12 protein-coding genes are annotated in these 18289 nt (G+C 33.1%); all 12 read left to right on the top strand.

Annotated elements, in window-relative coordinates:
• Positions 1 to 14 precede the first annotated feature (14 nt).
• The 12 genes from cyoE (at position 15) to AC2GW8_RS08260 (ending at position 18204) form a co-directional block, all read left to right on the top strand.
• Positions 15 to 917 (top strand): heme o synthase, encoded by a 903-nt coding sequence (gene cyoE, locus AC2GW8_RS08315; protein ID WP_440879411.1) that lies wholly within the window; start codon positions 15 to 17, stop codon positions 915 to 917.
• Complete coding sequence (locus AC2GW8_RS08310) at positions 917 to 1507, top strand: cytochrome c oxidase subunit 3 (protein ID WP_440879410.1); 591 nt, start codon at positions 917 to 919, stop codon at positions 1505 to 1507. Before cyoE ends, AC2GW8_RS08310 begins: the two co-directional genes overlap by 1 nt.
• 65 nt (positions 1508 to 1572) lie before the next feature.
• Positions 1573 to 2553 carry a cytochrome c oxidase subunit 3 gene (locus tag AC2GW8_RS08305; RefSeq protein WP_440879409.1) on the top strand — a complete coding sequence of 327 codons (981 nt, stop codon included), beginning with the start codon at positions 1573 to 1575 and terminating at the stop codon, positions 2551 to 2553.
• A 20-nt stretch (positions 2554 to 2573) separates the two neighbouring features.
• Positions 2574 to 2918 carry a cytochrome C oxidase subunit IV family protein gene (locus tag AC2GW8_RS08300; protein ID WP_440879408.1) on the top strand — a complete coding sequence of 115 codons (345 nt, stop codon included), beginning with the start codon at positions 2574 to 2576 and terminating at the stop codon, positions 2916 to 2918.
• A gap of 61 nt (positions 2919 to 2979) precedes the next feature.
• Entirely contained in the window at positions 2980 to 3657 is a 678-nt protein-coding gene (locus AC2GW8_RS08295; protein ID WP_440879407.1) for a hypothetical protein, read from the top strand.
• A complete protein-coding gene (locus AC2GW8_RS08290) occupies positions 3644 to 4291 on the top strand; it encodes an SCO family protein (protein WP_440879406.1) in 648 nt (215 codons plus the stop codon). Before AC2GW8_RS08295 ends, AC2GW8_RS08290 begins: the two co-directional genes overlap by 14 nt.
• The gene (locus AC2GW8_RS08285) at positions 4284 to 4814 is read left to right on the top strand and encodes a DUF420 domain-containing protein (RefSeq protein WP_440879405.1); all 531 of its coding nucleotides are present in this window, start codon (positions 4284 to 4286) and stop codon (positions 4812 to 4814) included. The genes AC2GW8_RS08290 and AC2GW8_RS08285 overlap by 8 nt, the downstream gene beginning before the upstream one ends.
• The gene (locus tag AC2GW8_RS08280) at positions 4807 to 5013 is read left to right on the top strand and encodes a CAMCR motif-containing small membrane protein (RefSeq protein WP_440879404.1); all 207 of its coding nucleotides are present in this window, start codon (positions 4807 to 4809) and stop codon (positions 5011 to 5013) included. The genes AC2GW8_RS08285 and AC2GW8_RS08280 overlap by 8 nt, the downstream gene beginning before the upstream one ends.
• Before the next feature lie 214 nt (positions 5014 to 5227).
• Positions 5228 to 6553 (top strand): TolC family protein, encoded by a 1326-nt coding sequence (locus AC2GW8_RS08275; RefSeq protein WP_440879403.1) that lies wholly within the window; start codon positions 5228 to 5230, stop codon positions 6551 to 6553.
• 72 nt (positions 6554 to 6625) lie between these two features.
• Entirely contained in the window at positions 6626 to 7306 is a 681-nt protein-coding gene (tsaB, locus tag AC2GW8_RS08270) for a tRNA (adenosine(37)-N6)-threonylcarbamoyltransferase complex dimerization subunit type 1 TsaB (RefSeq protein WP_440879402.1), read from the top strand.
• Between the two features lie 845 nt (positions 7307 to 8151).
• Positions 8152 to 12681, top strand: a complete 4530-nt coding sequence (locus tag AC2GW8_RS08265; protein ID WP_440879401.1) for a hypothetical protein — start codon at positions 8152 to 8154, stop codon at positions 12679 to 12681.
• 114 nt (positions 12682 to 12795) lie between these two features.
• Positions 12796 to 18204, top strand: a complete 5409-nt coding sequence (locus AC2GW8_RS08260) for an Ig-like domain-containing protein (RefSeq protein WP_440879400.1) — start codon at positions 12796 to 12798, stop codon at positions 18202 to 18204.
• The last annotated feature ends 85 nt before the right edge of the window (positions 18205 to 18289 follow it).

Here is an 18289-nt window from a genome sequence, read left to right as displayed (position 1 = left end):
AGTTTGAAAAATCAGTGAGTTCTGTTTCAGCAATACAAAATAAAATAACTATCAAAACACTTTTTTCTGATTTTAAGCAACTTACTAAAGTTGGGTTATCAGTTAGCGTGGTGTTTACATCAATTACAGGTTATCTTCTAGGCGTAGATGAAATTAATTATACTATCGTCCTATTATTAGGTATAGGAGGGTATTTTATGGTTGGGGCTTCGAATGCATTTAATCAGATTATCGAAAAGGATATTGATTCAATAATGACAAGAACTAAAAATAGACCGTTGCCTTCTGGGCGGATGTCTGTTACTACAGCCATGATTATAGCTGTTTCTTTTACAATAACGGGGTTGTCAATATTGTATGGAATACATCCGAAATGCGCTTTATTTGGAGCCATTTCTATTTTTTTATATACTTCAGCCTATACTCCCCTAAAATCATATACACCGTTAGCTGTTTTTGTAGGAGCAATACCAGGTGCTATTCCGTTTATGTTAGGGTGGGTTGCAGCAACAGGAAAATTCGGTATTGAAGCTGGCTTTTTGTTTATGATACAGTTTTTTTGGCAATTTCCTCATTTTTGGGCTATTGGTTGGTTACAATACGAAGAATATAGTAAAGCAGGTTTACATATGCTTCCAATGGATAAGAAGGATAAAGGAGCAGTGATACAAATTATTTTTTATACCTGCATTATGATGTTGGTTTCTATAGCCCCTGTATTGAAGGTAACCGGAGAATTTTATATTTATTCTTATACAGCTTTTGTTATATTTTTGTTGGGAGGACTTATGTTATGGAGAGCTTTTAAACTTTATAAGTCACAAGATAATTCAGATGCGAGAAAATTAATGCTAGTAAGTGTTTTTTATATAACGGTGGTACCTATAATATATGTAATAGATAAATTTTTACACTAATGACTGAACAAATAGAAACAATTGATGATGAATTAAGACAAGGTAGAAGGAAGTCAGCAAAGCCAATGTTATGGGTTTCCATGATAAGTATGGTTATGTTTTTCGCAGGTTTAACGAGTGCCTATGTTATAAGTATGAAAAGGGAGGATTGGGTTAGCTTTGGTCTTCCACAAGCCTTCTACTTGAGCACCATATTTATCTTATTAAGTAGTTTTACATTGTGGCTCTCTCAAAAAGCCTTAAAAAAGAACCAATTACCTAAATCTTTTATACTCTTAGTAACGACTTTTATTTTGGGGCTTGGATTTATTTGGTTCCAATATATCGGTTTTAATCAATTAAAAGAAATGGGTTTGTATTTCACAGGCCCCGAAAGCACAGTTTCGACTTCATTTATTATAGGGATTACGTTTATGCATGTTATCCACTTAATAGCTGGAGTTTTGGTATTATTGGTTGTAATTTATAATCATTTTAAAAAGAAGTACTCAAGTGCTAATATGCTTGGGTTTGAACTAGGTGCAATCTTCTGGCATTTCGTTGATGTTTTGTGGATTTATCTATTTTTCTTTTTCTATTTTATTAGGTAATTAAAAATGCGTAATTTTGAAGCATTGTTTTAACAAAAATAACGAGAAATAACAAAAAAGTATTTATGGAAGCAAATATTGCTGTAGATTCTGACAAAAAAGAGACTTGGAGCGGAGGTGGTGTAAAACCATTTGGAGCTAGTTACGGTAAAATGATGATGTGGTTTTTCATATTATCAGATGCGTTAACCTTTTCTGGATTCTTGGCGGCTTATGGATTAACTCGCTTTAAATTTATTAACTCTTGGCCTATCGCTGACGAAGTATTTACTCATATACCATTTTTTCACGGTAATTACCCTATGATATATGTTGCATTTATGACGTTTATTCTTATTGTTTCATCTGTAACAATGGTGTTAGCAGTAGATGCAGGACATCAGATGAAACAGCGAAAAGTAGCAGGATATATGTTTGTTACTATTGTTTTTGGTCTAATCTTCGTTGGCTCGCAAGCATGGGAGTGGAAAACTTTTATAAATGGTTCTTACGGGGCACTGAAAACATCGGATAATCATATATTGCAGTTTGTCAAAGACGGTCATCAAGTAGCATTGGCTGATTTTGTATACAATGAGAGAGTTGATGGTAGGGTGGAGCATTCGAGAAAGAATGGTTTATGGTTTGAAGGTGAGAAGACGATATCTAACTATTCTATTACTCAAGTTCAAAAAGCATTTAAAAACGATCCTTCTTTACTTATAAGAACTGAAAGAATTAATCCAGATACAAAACAAAAAATTATCTTATCAAGAGAGGAAAGTTTAGCGCAATTAAAGAAAGCTACAGGTGTTGTTGAAGGAGCTAATTTAATTCAAAATGAATACGGAAACCCTATATTTGCAGATTTCTTTTTCTTCATAACAGGTTTCCATGGATTTCATGTTTTTTCGGGAATTGTTCTAAATATTATTATCTTTTTTAATGTTGTTTTAGGAACGTACGAAAAAAGAGGGCATTATGAAATGGTTGAAAAAGTTGGCTTATATTGGCACTTTGTTGATTTAGTGTGGGTATTTGTATTTACTTTTTTCTACTTGGTATAATTATTAAAAAATAGTAAACAATGGCAGGTCACGCACACGAATCGAATACGAAAAGAATCTGGATTGTTCTAGCAATCTTATCAATAATAACTGCAGTTGAGGTAGTATTAGGAATCTATAAGCCAGATTCACTTTACTTAAGCGGTTTTTTGGGAACTAGTTTTTTGAACTGGATATTTATTATCTTAACTATTGTGAAAGCATATTATATTGCATGGGCATTTATGCACCTCGAGGGTGAAAAAACATGGTTTAGACGCTCGGTGGTTTGGACAGCTGTATTTCTTATATGTTATCTAGTAACATTAATACTTATTGAAGGAGGTTATTTATACGACACATTGGGGCCACTAGTAAAGTGGTAAAATATAAAACAAAAGAGAGGTGGTTAAAGACCACCTTTTTTTGTCTTAAAACAAATCTAAAATGAGTAGGAAGCAAAAGTTTATAGTATTATTTATACTCTTTATAGTGCCATTATTGTTTTATATTTCATTACAGTTTAGCACGCATAATTTTGGTAAATTACCAATAGTGTCCAAAGGAGTAATTGATCTTTCTTTTTTAAATAAAGAACACACCTTTGAAAATAAAGTAACTGTATTGACTTTTTTAGGTAATGATATAGCATTGGCAGATGCAGAAATTTTTAATCTTAATGAAAAAGTTTATAAGAAATTTTATGGATATACTGATTTTCAATTAGTCTCTTTAGTTACGAAGAAAGAAGAACAGAAGGTGGAGAAATTAAAGAAAAAACTTAGTATAAACACTAATTTGATAAAGTGGAAGTTTTTATTTGTCTCTGAGAATGAAATAGAAGCTCTTTATGAAATTCTTAAGACAAATGAGAGTTTAGACGGCAATTATCATTCGAAGAAAGCATTTATAATTGACAAAGAAAATAACCAAAGAAGAGGTAAATCAACGATAAACGAATTAAAAAAGGTCGATTTATTTGGTTATAATATGAGATCAGTAGCAGAATTAAAGGGAGATATGCACGACGATGTTAAAGTAGTTCTTGCCGAGTATAGTTTTGCATTGAAGAAGAATAGAAGTGAAGACAGAAGAAAAAATCGTATTTCAAATGAAAAAAGGTAATTATTCTTACGTAGGCATTTCATTTATAATTTTATTATTTGGAGTCTATTCCATCCCTAAAATAATAAAACATTTTCAGTCGGCTAATCTTCATACTTTTAACAAAGTTCCTAATTTTGAGTTTACGAATCAAAATGGGAATTTAATAACAAATAAAGATTATGAAGGAAAAGTATACGTGGTTGAGTTTTTCTTTGCAACATGTCCTACAATATGTCCAATTATGAATAGAAAGATGGTTGAAATTCAAAATGAATTTATGGGAAATCCTAAATTTGGAATAGCCTCTTTTACTATAACTCCTGAATTAGATACACCTCAAAGTTTACTTGCTTATGCAGAACAAAACGGTATAAATCATAAAAATTGGAATTTATTAACTGGAAAGCCAGATAAGATAGTGTATGCCTTGGCCAATAAAGGGTTCAAGATGTATGCAGGAAAAGGGGAGGTTTCGCACGGAGGGTTTGAGCATTCAGGCTTGTTTGCTTTGGTTGATAAAAATGGAAATATTCGTTCAAGATATGATGAGCACGGAAATCCAATAATATATTATAGGGCTTTAGATGAACATGGTTTCAAAGATCAAATAACAGAATTAAAACAGGATATTAAATTATTATTAAATGAGTAATCTAACATCAAAAGAAGCAAATTATAAGAAAATAATAATTACAATTTCTATTGTAATTCCATTAGCAGTAGTCGCTCTTTTTAGAATAAAAATTCCAAATGTCGAACCTTTATCTTTTTTACCACCAATTTATGCTAGTATAAATGGTGTTACAGCAGTTTTGTTAATATTATCAGTTGTTGCTATTAAAAATGGAAATAGGAAGCTACATGAACGATTGAATACAATGGCAATAATTCTTTCAGCTTTGTTTTTGGTTATGTACGTTGCATATCATATGACCTCAGACTCAACACGGTTTGAAGGAGAGGGGCTTATAAAATATGTTTATTATTTTATACTAATAACACATATATTATTTTCTGTAATCATTATACCTTTTGTATTGATTACATTTATGAGAGCGAAGTTAGGTCAGTATAATGATCACAAAAAAATTGCAAAATTGGCTCATCCGTTATGGTTCTATGTTTCAGTTACAGGTGTGTTAGTTTATTTAATGATATCCCCATATTATGCTTAAAAGAATTATACTCTCTATCGTTTTTTGTTTTTACAATTTTAGCATTTTCTCTCAATGTGCAATGTGTAAAGCTGTGATTGAAGGCGGGAACGAATCTGTAGCTGAAGGTGTGAATAATGGAATAACGTATTTAATGGTTTTTCCTTATATTTTAGTGGGGATTTTATTTTATTTCATTTATAAATATCGTAAAAAGTAAGAGATTAAATTTTCTACTTATATACTAATTGTAACATAGTTAAAACTTATTCGTCCTATTCATAGGAATTGTCATAAAGTGTTTTTTATGTTCGTTTTTGAACACGTTGATAAAATCAAAATTTATTTAAAAAACTGTTTTTCAGCGCTTTGTGTTTTTTGTTTTTTACGGAATGGCAATTGATTGAACTAAACGAATTTAAAAGAAAAGTATTTTGAAAATTAAAATTTTATTATTTTTATCAATATTGTCAACATATAGTTTATTTGCTCAAAAAAAATGGACATTAAAAGAATGTGTGGAGCATGCCTTGAAAAATAATATCACAATAAAGCAAAATGAACTTAATATTGAATTAGCGGAAAAAGATGTGGCAATTGCTAGAGGTAGTTTTTTGCCAGATTTAAGTGCTAGTACAAATGGTAGTTTCACTTCTGGATTATCTCAAGATCGTAATGGAGTTTTGCAAAATACTCAAAATTTTAATAGTAGTTTTAATTTGTCTAGTGAAGTTACTGTTTTTAATGGATTTAGAAATTTAAATACATATAAGCAAGCACAGTTAGGTGTGAAATCTAGTAAGTTAGATTTAGAGGTAATTGAAAATGATATTATTTTAAGAATTATAAATACTTATCTAAACACATTATTTGCGAAAGAAAATTTAGAGGTTGCAAAAATTCAACACAACATAAGTAAAAAACAGATTGAAAGAGTTCAGGCTCAATTTGAAGCAGGAGTAATTCCCAAAGGAAACCTTCTTAATGCAAAATCTACTGTGGCTAATGATTTACAAAATGTCGTTTTACAAGAAAATGCTTTAAATTTGGCATTTTTACAATTAACACAATTATTGCAAATTTCTAGCGATAATTTTGATGTAGAAAATATTGAAATTGATATTGTGTCATCAACTTTATTTTTTGATAATTCAAAAGAAATTTTTAGCAATGCATTAGACAATAGACCTGAAATTAAAAGAGCGATTTTAGATATAGATAATGCTGAGTTTAATATTAAAATTTCTAAAGGGAGCTACCTACCTACCTTGTCATTGAGTTTAGGGGTGGGCAGTTCTTATTTCCATCAATTTAATAATTTAAGATTTTCAAATGATAATTTTTTTAGTCAGATAAATGATAGAGTTCAGTATAGTGTTGGTGCTTCATTGAGAATACCTATATTTAATAGATTTCAAACAAAAAATCGATTAGCCAAGTCTCTAATAAATAAAGAAGTATCAGAGATAGCTTTAGAGAATGAAAAACTTCAATTAAAACAAACAATTGAACAAGCTTATTTAGATACTAAAGCCGCAGCAAAGGCTTTTGAAGCAGCTGAAGTTTCATTAATAGCACAAAAGGAGGCTTTTAAAAACGCTCAAGTGAGTTATGATTACGGAGCAACTACGCAATTTGATTTTGATCAAGTTCGTAATAGATTAGTAGCTGCCGAGAGTGCTATGATAAGAGCTAAGTACGATTATATATTTAAAACTAGAGTATTAAAATTTTATTCTGGAGAGCCCGTGATTAATTAAATTATTTTAAAACTAAGAAAGAAGTTCATAAAGCACCTTTTATTTTTATCTTTGTTTCATAATATATTTATTGTGGCATTAATATTAAATATTGAAACAGCAACGAAAAATTGTTCGGTAAGTATTGGAAACATGGGGGAGCTTATTGCTCTGGAGGAATTGAGTGATATGGGTTATTCTCATGCTGAAAAGCTACATCCTTTTATTCAAAGTGTTATCGATAAATCCGGTCTTAGTATCAATGATTTTGATGCTATTGCTGTTAGTAAAGGCCCTGGCTCTTACACAGGTTTGCGAATTGGTGTTTCAGCAGCGAAAGGATTGTGCTTTGCAAATAATATCCCTTTGATTGCCGTTGAGACTTTACATTCCCTCGCAACAAGTATTGATATCGAGGAAGGATATATTGTTCCAATGATAGATGCTAGGCGAATGGAAGTCTATTCAGCAGTGTATGAAAAAGACTATACTAGAAGAAGAGATATTGAAGCAGAAATTATAAATGAAGATTCCTTTAAAGATTTATTAATAAGTACTAAGGTTCACTTTTTAGGTGATGGATCAAGTAAGTGTAAGGAGTTAATTCAAAACAGCAACGCAGTTTTTTATGAAAATAAACTCCCCTCTTCAAAACATATGGTGCCAATAAGTTATAATATGTTTATAAGTAATTCTTTTGAGGATGTTGCATATTTTGAACCATTTTATTTAAAAGATTTTATAGTGACCCCAAGTAAGAAGAAGCTGATTTGATAAATAAATTTCAGATTACTTGTAACGGTGTAGTAAAGTAAATATTGGATTCTTTTGAAGAAGTTAGTCATTATAATCTTTTATGTTTTGTAAGTCACTAGTATAAAAAAAAATTGCGTTTCTTTAGCCTTACATAAAAAATAATTATCTAAATATTTTAAATTTTCAGTTGATCTTTTTAAAATAAGATAGGCTGAATTTAAGATAATAATATAACCGTTGATAAGGTGCTGTAGCTTAATAAAAATGGTTTTATAAGAAAATTAACCGTTTTCACCAATATAATTAGTGGAGAATTCTAGTAAAAAAGATCAAATATTGAAGATTACTTGTTTTTGTTTTATTTTTTGTTAAGTAACTGTATTACAGAGTTCTGTGAAATGCGGGTAACTATCGATAACAGGGAAGATAAAATAAAATATTGGTTATTAAGGCATTAAAAGAGGTTGTTTTTTTGCGAGAGTGTTTTTTTGATGTATATTTGTACCACTTTATTAGAAAACACCCCCCGAATTTATTGCATACAAGCATTAACAATGTTTGTAGTTAACTTATAAATATGCCATTAGGTATGTTAAATGTTTAGCAAATTTAAATAACGAAAATACTTCGTTTTAATTTTTTTTGTGGTGGGGGATAATTTATTAAAATGGCTTAATTATTGTATAGCCAAAGATTTTACGAAATGTGTAAGTATATTTATTTTTACTTATATCATAGCTTTTAAAAAGTGTTTTTTTAGATGTGCATTAAAGGTTAACTTGAAATGCTCGTCAATATTTAATGCAAAAATAAGTTATTTTACTCACAATAAAAATCTTTTAACATTTGGTTTATTCAATATTGTGTTTTTTTTAAGCTTTATTCAAATAAATGTCTATGCACAGATAAAAAATACTATCTCACAAGTTCCTAATAGTTCGTTTAACACATCTTTATTAAATAGATCATTTATCGATAGTGATAATGATGGGGTTTTTAATAATCAAGACTTGGATGCTGATAATGACGGTATATCCAATTTTGACGAGGGGTGTGTTACTTCATTGGGAAATGGAATGTTGAACTACAAAGAATGGATTTTACCTGAGCTACGGTTCTGGGACGGATTTTATAATGACCTTACGCAACGTCATAGGAACGATAAAATTGTTTATGGTGATTTTCCAGCAAGAAACTCTCGACCAAATGAGGATTCCTCTTTTATTTTAGATCTGACTAGACCTCCATTTTATGATGCTTCACCAGGTGGAAGGAATCCGAATGATGGTAATTTCGTTCAGATTGAAGGTTACTTAATTGTACCCACTGTAAATAATCTAGAGCTTAGAGTTCGATCTGTTGGATCTCCTGCTTCTCCTGTAGGAGGTGGTGTAAGAGAGGGTTTGATAACGTTGCATATATCATTAAATAGTGAAGGAAGAATTTCTACAAATCAAGCTTTTTTGAAAAAAGTTTCTTGGTATAAAGTTAATTACAGAGGGTATAAAATTCAGGATAAAAGTTATGCATTCAATAGAGGGGTTCAAGGAGGATGGATGAGAATAGGAATAGCTATTTCCGATGGGGCAGATTTCTACGGTTCCACAATAGAATGGAATATCAATAATACAGGGTGGAGATCAATACCAAGACAAAATTTTAGTTCTATTTCAGGAGGAGTTCTGTCTTGTTCAGGAGTCGATTTTGATAAAGATGGAATCCCTAATCATTTAGACTTAGATAGTGATAATGACGGTATATATGACATAGTCGAAGCAGGAACAGCAAATCTGGATTCTGATAAAGATGGCATGGTTGATAGGCTTAAAGATAACAATAAGAATGGGATTGATGATAATATTGAGAAAACGAATCAAGGAATAATTCAAGGAACTACGCCAAGGCAAACAACGATTGGAGTGTCAGATTATCTAAATGCAGATAGTGACGGAGATAACTGTTCTGATGCCAATGAGGCCTATAATAGTAAAAGTATTGACGGAAATGGAAATTCCTATTATAACCCAACCAATCTACCAGAGCCATTAAGACAAGTTTCCGGTACTGTAGATAATAAAGGTAAAGTGATTTTAGCATCGTACAGGAGTGGAGATAATATTAAAGTCACAGATAGAGATGCTGCGTCTAGTGTATGTAATTCTAACAATTGCTCTACATCGAGCAGAGAATTAGATTGGGACGGTGACGGTATTCATAATAATTGTGATTTAGATTGGGATAATGATGGAATATCTAACAAGGAAGAAAACAAAGATTGTGGGACTAACTGTGTTTGGAACGGATCCACTATGATTCCATTAAAAAACGCTAATAACAATATCACTTGGCAGCCTGGAGATTTAAGATATAGCAATAGTATTGACTTATTGGGAGATAATGTTAGCTCAATAGCAAACGGAATTCGTTTTGAACCTAATCAAGATATAACGAATAAGGTTATCTATGGTTTTACTACCGAATGCCCTGTAGTAATAGATGGACTGGAGCATGATCAAGTTGGAGATAGTGAAAACTTGTTTTCAGAAGGTTCAGTAGTTAAACTACAAGCACTAATAGATGGTTCGAATACTGGCTGGATAGATATTTCTTCTGACTTAATTGTGTCTGGAGGGCCTTTAAATTCAAATGGACAAGGCATTTTATTATCTACAACTAAAGATGTGATAGCTACTAAATATAGACTTTTAGGAGTTAAGGGAACTACCTCTCAAGCAAGACAAGTTGCACCTAAACCATGTAACTGGAAAGATTACACTAATTTTAGTCAGAGTGGTTGGAATACATCAGGTGGAGGTTGTTTTGATTTTACATTTTTTAGAGGAGATGGATGTGTTAATACCAACGTAGTTCGTTTTGATAACTGTGGAGGCAGAACTGGTTTGAAATTATGGAGAACATTTAATACGACTGCAGGAGTGCAATACCAATTAAGGTTTAAGCAAAGAAAAAATACAGGTGGGGAAAGAGGCGATATTGCTGGAGTTGCATCTGCAAGAAATGGTTCTTCTAATACAAGTAATACAATAGCTTCTGTAAATTGGAATTCTAGGATGCCTCATTGTGAGGATATTGTAATGAATTTTACAGCACAGGGAAATCAGACGACTATCGTTTTTGAAAATACGTTAGATGGAAATAGTAAAGACTCTGAACTAAGAGATATTCAAGTACTAAATCTCGGAGGTAGCTTTCCTTGTGGTACTAATTCAGTAAATCAAGGTGATGTTAATAGCACTGTTTTAGAAGAAGTTTTTCTAACTACTAAATACCAAAAAGATATTTGTGCTGATTTTGATGGCGATGGTGTTGTTAATGCGTTAGATATAGATAGTGATAACGATGGTATATACGATATTGTAGAGGCAGGTACAGCGTTTTTAGATGTTGATAAGGATGGTTTTATTGACGGTATGAATATTTTAGGAAGTTCTCTTGATTTAGATAGTGATGGGCTTGCAGATAGTGTTGAATCGATTAATGGTAATGATCAAGGAACGAGGCCAAGAAATACAATTAACTCTACAAGAGTGGATTATTTAAATGCAGATAGTGATGGTGATAATTGTAGTGATGCTAATGAGGGACAGAATAGCCTTTTGGCTGACGGCAATAATGATACCTACTTCAATCCAAATAATTTACAGGAGCCCCTTACAATTAGTTCAGGAGCTGTAATGAACAGTGGAAAAGTAATTGGAGCTAATTATAATTTAGGAAACATTCCCTCAGTAATAGATCAAACTATTTCTATATGCAATACCCTAAATCCATGTTCAGATGGAGCAGTGGCTGGCATAATAACACAAAATGATGCAGATGGCGATGGAATAAATAATGTTTGCGATCTTGATGATGATAACGATGGAATTCTAGATGCAAAAGAGAATCCCCGTTGTTTTAGCAATTCGGATGTTTGGAATGGAAGCTCTAGTATTCCAATTGCGTTAGAAAATAAGAATATCGTTGTTTCTGCCTTTCATACTAATATGGCAAATATTACTAATGGAAGTGGAAGTGGAGTAGGTGATTTACAAGTGTTATTTGATAGAGCTTATACAGATGCTAATTCAATAAAATATCCAAGTGGAAAAAGTATAGCAGGTAAAGTAATTTATAGATTTGAACTGACAAATGCTGTTGTTTTAAAAGAGATAGAGCATGATTATTCTGGTAATGCAGGCTCTGCACAAGGTACTTTTGAGCCTGGCTCAATTATTCAGTTACAAGCAAAAGATTATTCTAATAATCGTTGGGTTAACATAGCGTTACCTTATACTACAACCGGCATATATGACTCTAATGGGGGAGGAGATATAATAGTGACAAATTTAGATTTTCCTTCATCTCGCTTCAGACTTGTTGGTGTTTCAGGAACTACACTGGCTACAACAGGGAAATTTGAAGAACTATGGGTAAAAATAAAAAGGGCAAATGAAAACTTTTATAATGGAGCTTGTATACCTTCTGATAAAGATAAAGATCAAATACCAAATTATCTAGATCTCGATAGTGATAATGATGGGATATATGATATCGTAGAAGCAGGAACAATCTTATTAGATGTTGATAAAGATGGTAGGGTAGACAATAATTTAGATAATGATTCAGATGGAGTTTCGGATATAGTTGAGGGAATAAATGGCCCCGATAAAGGAACAACACCAAGACAAACAACTTCTGGAATAGATGATTATTTGAATTCAGATAGTGATAATGACGGCTGTTCTGATGCTAACGAAGCATATGATAATAAAAATATTGACGGAGTTGGAGAAATTTACTATAACCCTAATAATCTCTTAGAACCTCTTACACTAGTTTCTGGAGCAATTACAGCTTCAGGTAAAGTAGTCGAGGCTCCTTATAATTTGGGAGATGTAGCAAAAGTTATTGATAAAAACTTTTCTTCATCAATTTGCTTTAGTCCACCTGATTATTATCCTACGTTGTTTACAGGAAAAACAGTTGTTAACGGTAAGACTGCCAAAATAGACTTTATCATTTTTGTTGCAGAAGCCAATGGTGAGGATGCAAATGGTCTGAACCCTGTAGAGGTCAGGATTGCAGATAGTGATAGGTTTAGTTTTGAGTTTGACAAAAACTTGACAACATTAAATGGGACAAAAATTAACAATTCGGATTGGAGTTACAGAAAAGAATCGGGATTACATAAGTTTATATACAAAGGAAATGGCGAGGTGTTTTTAGGAAATGCGTTTTCTAGAATAGGTGTAAATGCAACATTTCATTCACCAGAGAATGCTTTAGGACAAGTGCCTCTAAAGGTGACTGTGAAATCAGATTCTGGAGGACAGGTAAACACCAGGAATGATAATGATCAAGATATAATAGAATATAATAATAAGAATTAAAGAGTTAATAATTAGTAATCAACAAGTAATGGGGGAGATTGATAACAGTTTACTGGATAATTATTAGCATTTAAAATAGGTAGGTTTAGTTTAATAATTTTAAAATGTTTTCGTATGATAAGAAAAATTACTTTTTTAATAACATTTTTGTGCTGTGTCCAAATAGGATATGGCCAGTCCGTTAATTTAACGGATGCATCAATTAGCCCTGCGCCATTGCCGTCTGTTCAGGTAAATGGTAGTGGACAAGCTAGTTTTAGATTGCAAGAGACTTCAGGAAGTCCTGTTACCTCTCCTGTTTTTGGGAGTCAACCGAATGTAACGATTACGGTAGATTTAGGAGATTGGATAGATCTTCCAAATGGAATTGCGTCTTTAAGTACTATTACAATTGTAGATGCAGGATCAGGGGATGATAGAAGTTCTATTTTTACAAGAAGTTACGATGAAACAAGTCGTATTTTAAAGTTTGAACAAACAGGTGAAGATATTCCTGATGATGCTAATATACTTTTTACCTTTCCTATAAAAGTAATTCAAAACTCAAGTGAAGCTGAAGCAAACAATGGATTTAATGCTAATATTGCTGCTCTTGGTTCTGATACAAATGCAGAGGGGAATGCTGCCTTTTTTACTTGGACAACGAATACAACTACAGCAGTTAACGATTTTAATAATACTTATGCGGGCAATGCAGTTAGTGGAAATGTATTGACGAATGATTATGATTTAGAGGGAGATACACAGTTGGCAACAGAGCAGGCAAGTGGTACAACTTCTAATGGGGGAGCATTCACAGTTCTTGCTAATGGTAATTATACCTATACTCCAGCAAGTGATTTTGTAGGAGAAGATAGTTTCACCTATCAGGTTTGTGACAATGTTAATCCAGCAGCATGTGATTCAGCTATTGTATTTATTGAAGTACTATCAAATGGTTCTGTAGCAAATGAAGCACCTATTGCAAATGCCGATACAGCAATAACAGAAGGTGGAGTACCTGTAAAGATTAATGTACTAAGTAATGATTTTGATCCAGATGGAGATACATTAAAAATTACTTCAAATACCAATCCTAGCAATGGGGCATTGACCTTGAATCCAGATGGTACATTTACCTATGAACCAGCATCTGATTTTATTGGGACTGATAGTTTTACGTATACTGTCTGTGACGATGCAGACCCTACGCCTTTGTGTGATACAGCCACAGTAGAAATTAATGTTAATCCAGATACAGGGAATATTACAGTAGCGAATGATGATGCATTCACTACAACACCAGGTACAGTATTAACAGGAGGAGATTTGTTAGCAAATGATTTTGATCCAGAAGGAGATAAACAAGAAATTACTTCAAATACCAATCCTAGCAATGGGGCATTGACCTTGAATCCAGATGGTACATTTACCTATGAACCAGCATCTGATTTTATTGGGACTGATAGTTTTACCTATACTGTTTGTGATAAGAATGCTTCACCTGCGTGTGATACAGCTACAGTAATAATTACAGTAGGAGGCGTAGCAAATACAACTGTTGCGGTTAATGATATAGTTAATACATATGAAAATATAGCAGTTAGTGGAAATGTATTGACGAATGATTATGATTTAGAAGGAGATACACAGTTGGCAACAGAACAGACTAGTGGTACAACTTCTAATGGGGGGACATTCACAGTTCTTGCTAATGGTAATTATACCTATACTCCAGCAAGTGATTTTGTAGGAGAAGATAGTTTTACCTATCAGGTTTGTGATAATGGAACGCCTAAAGCATGTGATGAAGGCCAAGTATTTATAGAGGTGTTAGATTCTGGTACAGCGGCAAACGAAGCACCTATTGCAAATGCCGATACAGCAATAACAGAAGGTGGAGTACCTGTAAAGATAAATGTACTAAGTAATGATTTTGATCCAGATGGAGATACATTAAAAATTACTTCAAATACCAATCCTAGCAATGGGGCATTGACCTTGAATCCAGATGGTACATTTACCTATGAACCAGCATCTGATTTTATTGGGAAGGATAGTTTTACGTATACTGTTTGTGACGATGCAGATCCTACACCTTTATGTGATACAGCCACAGTAGAAATTAATGTTAATCCAGATACAGGGAATATTACAGTAGCGAATGATGATGCATTCACTACAACACCAGGTACAGTATTAACAGGAGGAGATTTGTTAGCAAATGATTTTGATCCAGAAGGGGATAAACAAGAAATCACTTCAAATACAAATCCAAGTAATGGTACATTAAACTTAAATCCAGATGGTACGTTTACTTACGAACCAGCATCTGATTTTATTGGGACTGATAGTTTTACCTATACTGTTTGTGATAAGAATGCTTCGCCTGCGTGTGATATAGCTACAGTAATAATTACAGTAGGAGGCGTAGCAAATACAACTGTTGCGGTTAATGATATAGTTAATACATATGAAAATATAGCAGTTAGTGGAAATGTATTGACGAATGATTATGATTTAGAGGGAGATACACAGTTGGCAACAGAACAGACTAGTGGTACAACTTCTAATGGGGGAGCATTCACAGTTCTTGCTAATGGTAATTATACCTATACTCCAGCAAGTGATTTTGTAGGAGAAGATAGTTTTACCTATCAGGTTTGTGATAATGGAACGCCTAAAGCATGTGATGAAGGCCAAGTATTTATTGAAGTACTATCAAATGGTTCTGTAGCAAATGAAGCGCCTATTGCAAATGCAGATACAGCAATAACAGAAGGTGGAGTACCTGTAAAGATTAATGTACTAAGTAATGATTTTGATCCAGATGGGGATACATTAAAAATTACTTCAAATACGAATCCTAGTAATGGGGCATTGACCTTGAATTCAGATGGTACATTTACCTATGAACCAGCATCTGATTTTATTGGGAAGGATAGTTTTACGTATACTGTTTGTGATGATGCAGATCCTACACCTTTATGTGATACAGCCACAGTGGAAATTAATGTTAATCCAGATACAGGGAATATTACAGTAGCGAATGATGATGCATTTACTACAACACCAGGTACAGTATTAACAGGAGGAGATTTGTTAGCAAATGATTTTGATCCAGAAGGAGATAAACAAGAAATTACTTCAAATACAAATCCAAGTAATGGTACATTAAACTTAAATCCAGATGGTACATTTACCTATGAACCAGCATCTGATTTTATTGGGACTGATAGTTTTACCTATACTGTTTGTGATAAGAATGCTTCACCTGCGTGTGATACAGCTACAGTAATAATTACAGTAGGAGGCGTAGCAAATACAACTGTTGCGGTTAATGATATAGTTAATACATATGAAAATATAGCAGTTAGTGGAAATGTATTGACGAATGATTATGATTTAGAGGGAGATACACAGTTGGCAACAGAACAGACTAGTGGTACAACTTCTAATGGGGGGACATTCATAGTTCTTGCTAATGGTAATTATACTTATACTCCAGCAAGTGATTTTGTAGGAGAAGATAGTTTTACCTATCAGGTTTGTGATAATGGAACGCCTAAAGCATGTGATGAAGGCCAAGTATTTATAGAGGTATTAGATTCTGGTACAGCGGCAAACGAAGCACCTATTGCAAATGCCGATACAGCAATAACAGAAGGTGGAGTACCTGTAAAGATTAATGTACTAAGTAATGATTTTGATCCAGATGGGGATACATTAAAAATTACTTCAAATACGAATCCTAGCAATGGGGCATTGACCTTGAATTCAGATGGTACATTTACCTATGAACCAGCACCTGATTTTATTGGGAAGGATAGTTTTACGTATACTGTTTGTGATGATGCAGATCCTACACCTTTATGTGATACAGCCACAGTAGAAATTAATGTTAATCCAGATACAGGGAATATTACAGTAGCGAATGATGATGCATTTACTACAACACCAGGTACAGTATTAACAGGAGGAGATTTGTTAGCAAATGATTTTGATCCAGAAGGGGATAAACAAGAAATTACTTCAAATACAAATCCAAGTAATGGTACATTAAACTTAAATCCAGATGGTACGTTTACCTACGAACCAGCATCTGATTTTATTGGGACTGATAGTTTTACCTATACTGTTTGTGACAAGAATGCTTCGCCTGCGTGTGATACAGCTACAGTAATAATTACAGTAGGAGGCGTAGCAAATACAACTGTTGCGGTTAACGATATAGTGAATACTAATAAAGGTACAACTGTTAGTGGAAATGTATTGACGAATGATTATGATTTAGAGGGAGATACACAGTTGGCAACAGAGCAGGCAAGTGGTACAACTTCTAATGGGGGAGCATTCACAGTTTTTGCTAATGGTAATTATACCTATACTCCAGCAAGTGATTTTGTAGGAGAAGATAGTTTTACTTATGAGGTTTGTGACGATGGAACGCCTAAAGCATGTGATACTGCAATCGTATTTATTGAAGTATTACCGGATGCAACTTCATCAAATAATGCTCCTATTGCGAATGCAGATACAGCAATAACAGAGGAAGGAGTACCCGTAAAAATTAATGTATTAAGTAATGATTTTGATCCAGATGGAGATGCGTTAAAGATCACTTCGAACACAAACCCTAGTAGTGGAACGTTGACATTGAATTCAGATGGTACATTTACCTATGAACCAGTACCTGACTTTACAGGAACGGTTAGCTTTACGTATACTGTTTGTGATGATGCGGATCCTACACCATTATGTGATACAGCTACGGTAGAAATCCAAGTTAATCAAGAGTCTGGGAATATTACGGTAGCGAATGACGATGCTTTTGTTACTACTGCTGACATCGCAAATAATAATATTGCAGGGAATGTGTTGGCTAATGATTTTGATCCCGAAGGACATGACCAAACAGTAGAATTAAATACAGATCCTAGTAATGGTACATTAACTATAAAATCAGACGGGACATTTAATTACCAACCAAAGCCAGGGTTTAGTGGTCAAGATAGTTTCACTTATCAAATATGCGATAGCGGTACACCTAAAGCATGTGATACTGCTACAGTAATTATTTTGGTTAAGAAATTTATGGCTCCAGATTATACAATTTCTGTAATCACAAGAGAAACAAATATTGTAGGAGCTGGAGGCGACATTGATTTTGTAATATTTATCGGTGAAGGAAATGGATTTGATTCAAATGGTTTGAATAAGGTTGAATTCAGAATTTCAGATAGTCAAAACTTTCAATTTACATATGAAGATTCATTAACCGAGTTAAATGGTCAGACTGTTTCTAACGCTGATTGGGAACATGTATTAGAAGGTAGCCTTCATAAGTTTACATACATCGGAAACGGAGAAATATTTGCTGGAAATACATTCTCAAGAATTGGAGTTAAGGCAAAATTTGTTTCTCCAGCTAACTCAAGAGGAGAAAGACCATTAAAAGCTACAATTAGAGGTAACTCAGGTGGTCAGGTTAATAGGAGTAATGATAATGACTCTGATACTATAAAGTATAGTAATAAAGAATAAATCTTTTAAAATGTTAGCACTGGTTGTAAGCTCTCTGGTGCTAACATTATAATATAAAATGAAGTATAATATGCTTCTTTTAATT

Source organism: Tenacibaculum profundi (assembly GCF_057162725.1).
The sequence above is the reverse complement of the archived record's forward strand: the minus strand, read 5'-3'. Positions and strand labels throughout refer to the sequence as shown.

Coding starts and splice junctions, on each gene's coding strand:
- AC2GW8_RS08300 (WP_440879408.1), top strand. CDS start 2,574: ATGGCAGGTCACGCACACGAATCGAATACGAAAAGAATCTGGATTGTT.
- AC2GW8_RS08280 (WP_440879404.1), top strand. CDS start 4,807: ATGCTTAAAAGAATTATACTCTCTATCGTTTTTTGTTTTTACAATTTT.
- AC2GW8_RS08260 (WP_440879400.1), top strand. CDS start 12,796: ATGATAAGAAAAATTACTTTTTTAATAACATTTTTGTGCTGTGTCCAA.
- AC2GW8_RS08295 (WP_440879407.1), top strand. CDS start 2,980: ATGAGTAGGAAGCAAAAGTTTATAGTATTATTTATACTCTTTATAGTG.
- AC2GW8_RS08310 (WP_440879410.1), top strand. CDS start 917: ATGACTGAACAAATAGAAACAATTGATGATGAATTAAGACAAGGTAGA.
- AC2GW8_RS08305 (WP_440879409.1), top strand. CDS start 1,573: ATGGAAGCAAATATTGCTGTAGATTCTGACAAAAAAGAGACTTGGAGC.
- AC2GW8_RS08285 (WP_440879405.1), top strand. CDS start 4,284: ATGAGTAATCTAACATCAAAAGAAGCAAATTATAAGAAAATAATAATT.
- AC2GW8_RS08290 (WP_440879406.1), top strand. CDS start 3,644: ATGAAAAAAGGTAATTATTCTTACGTAGGCATTTCATTTATAATTTTA.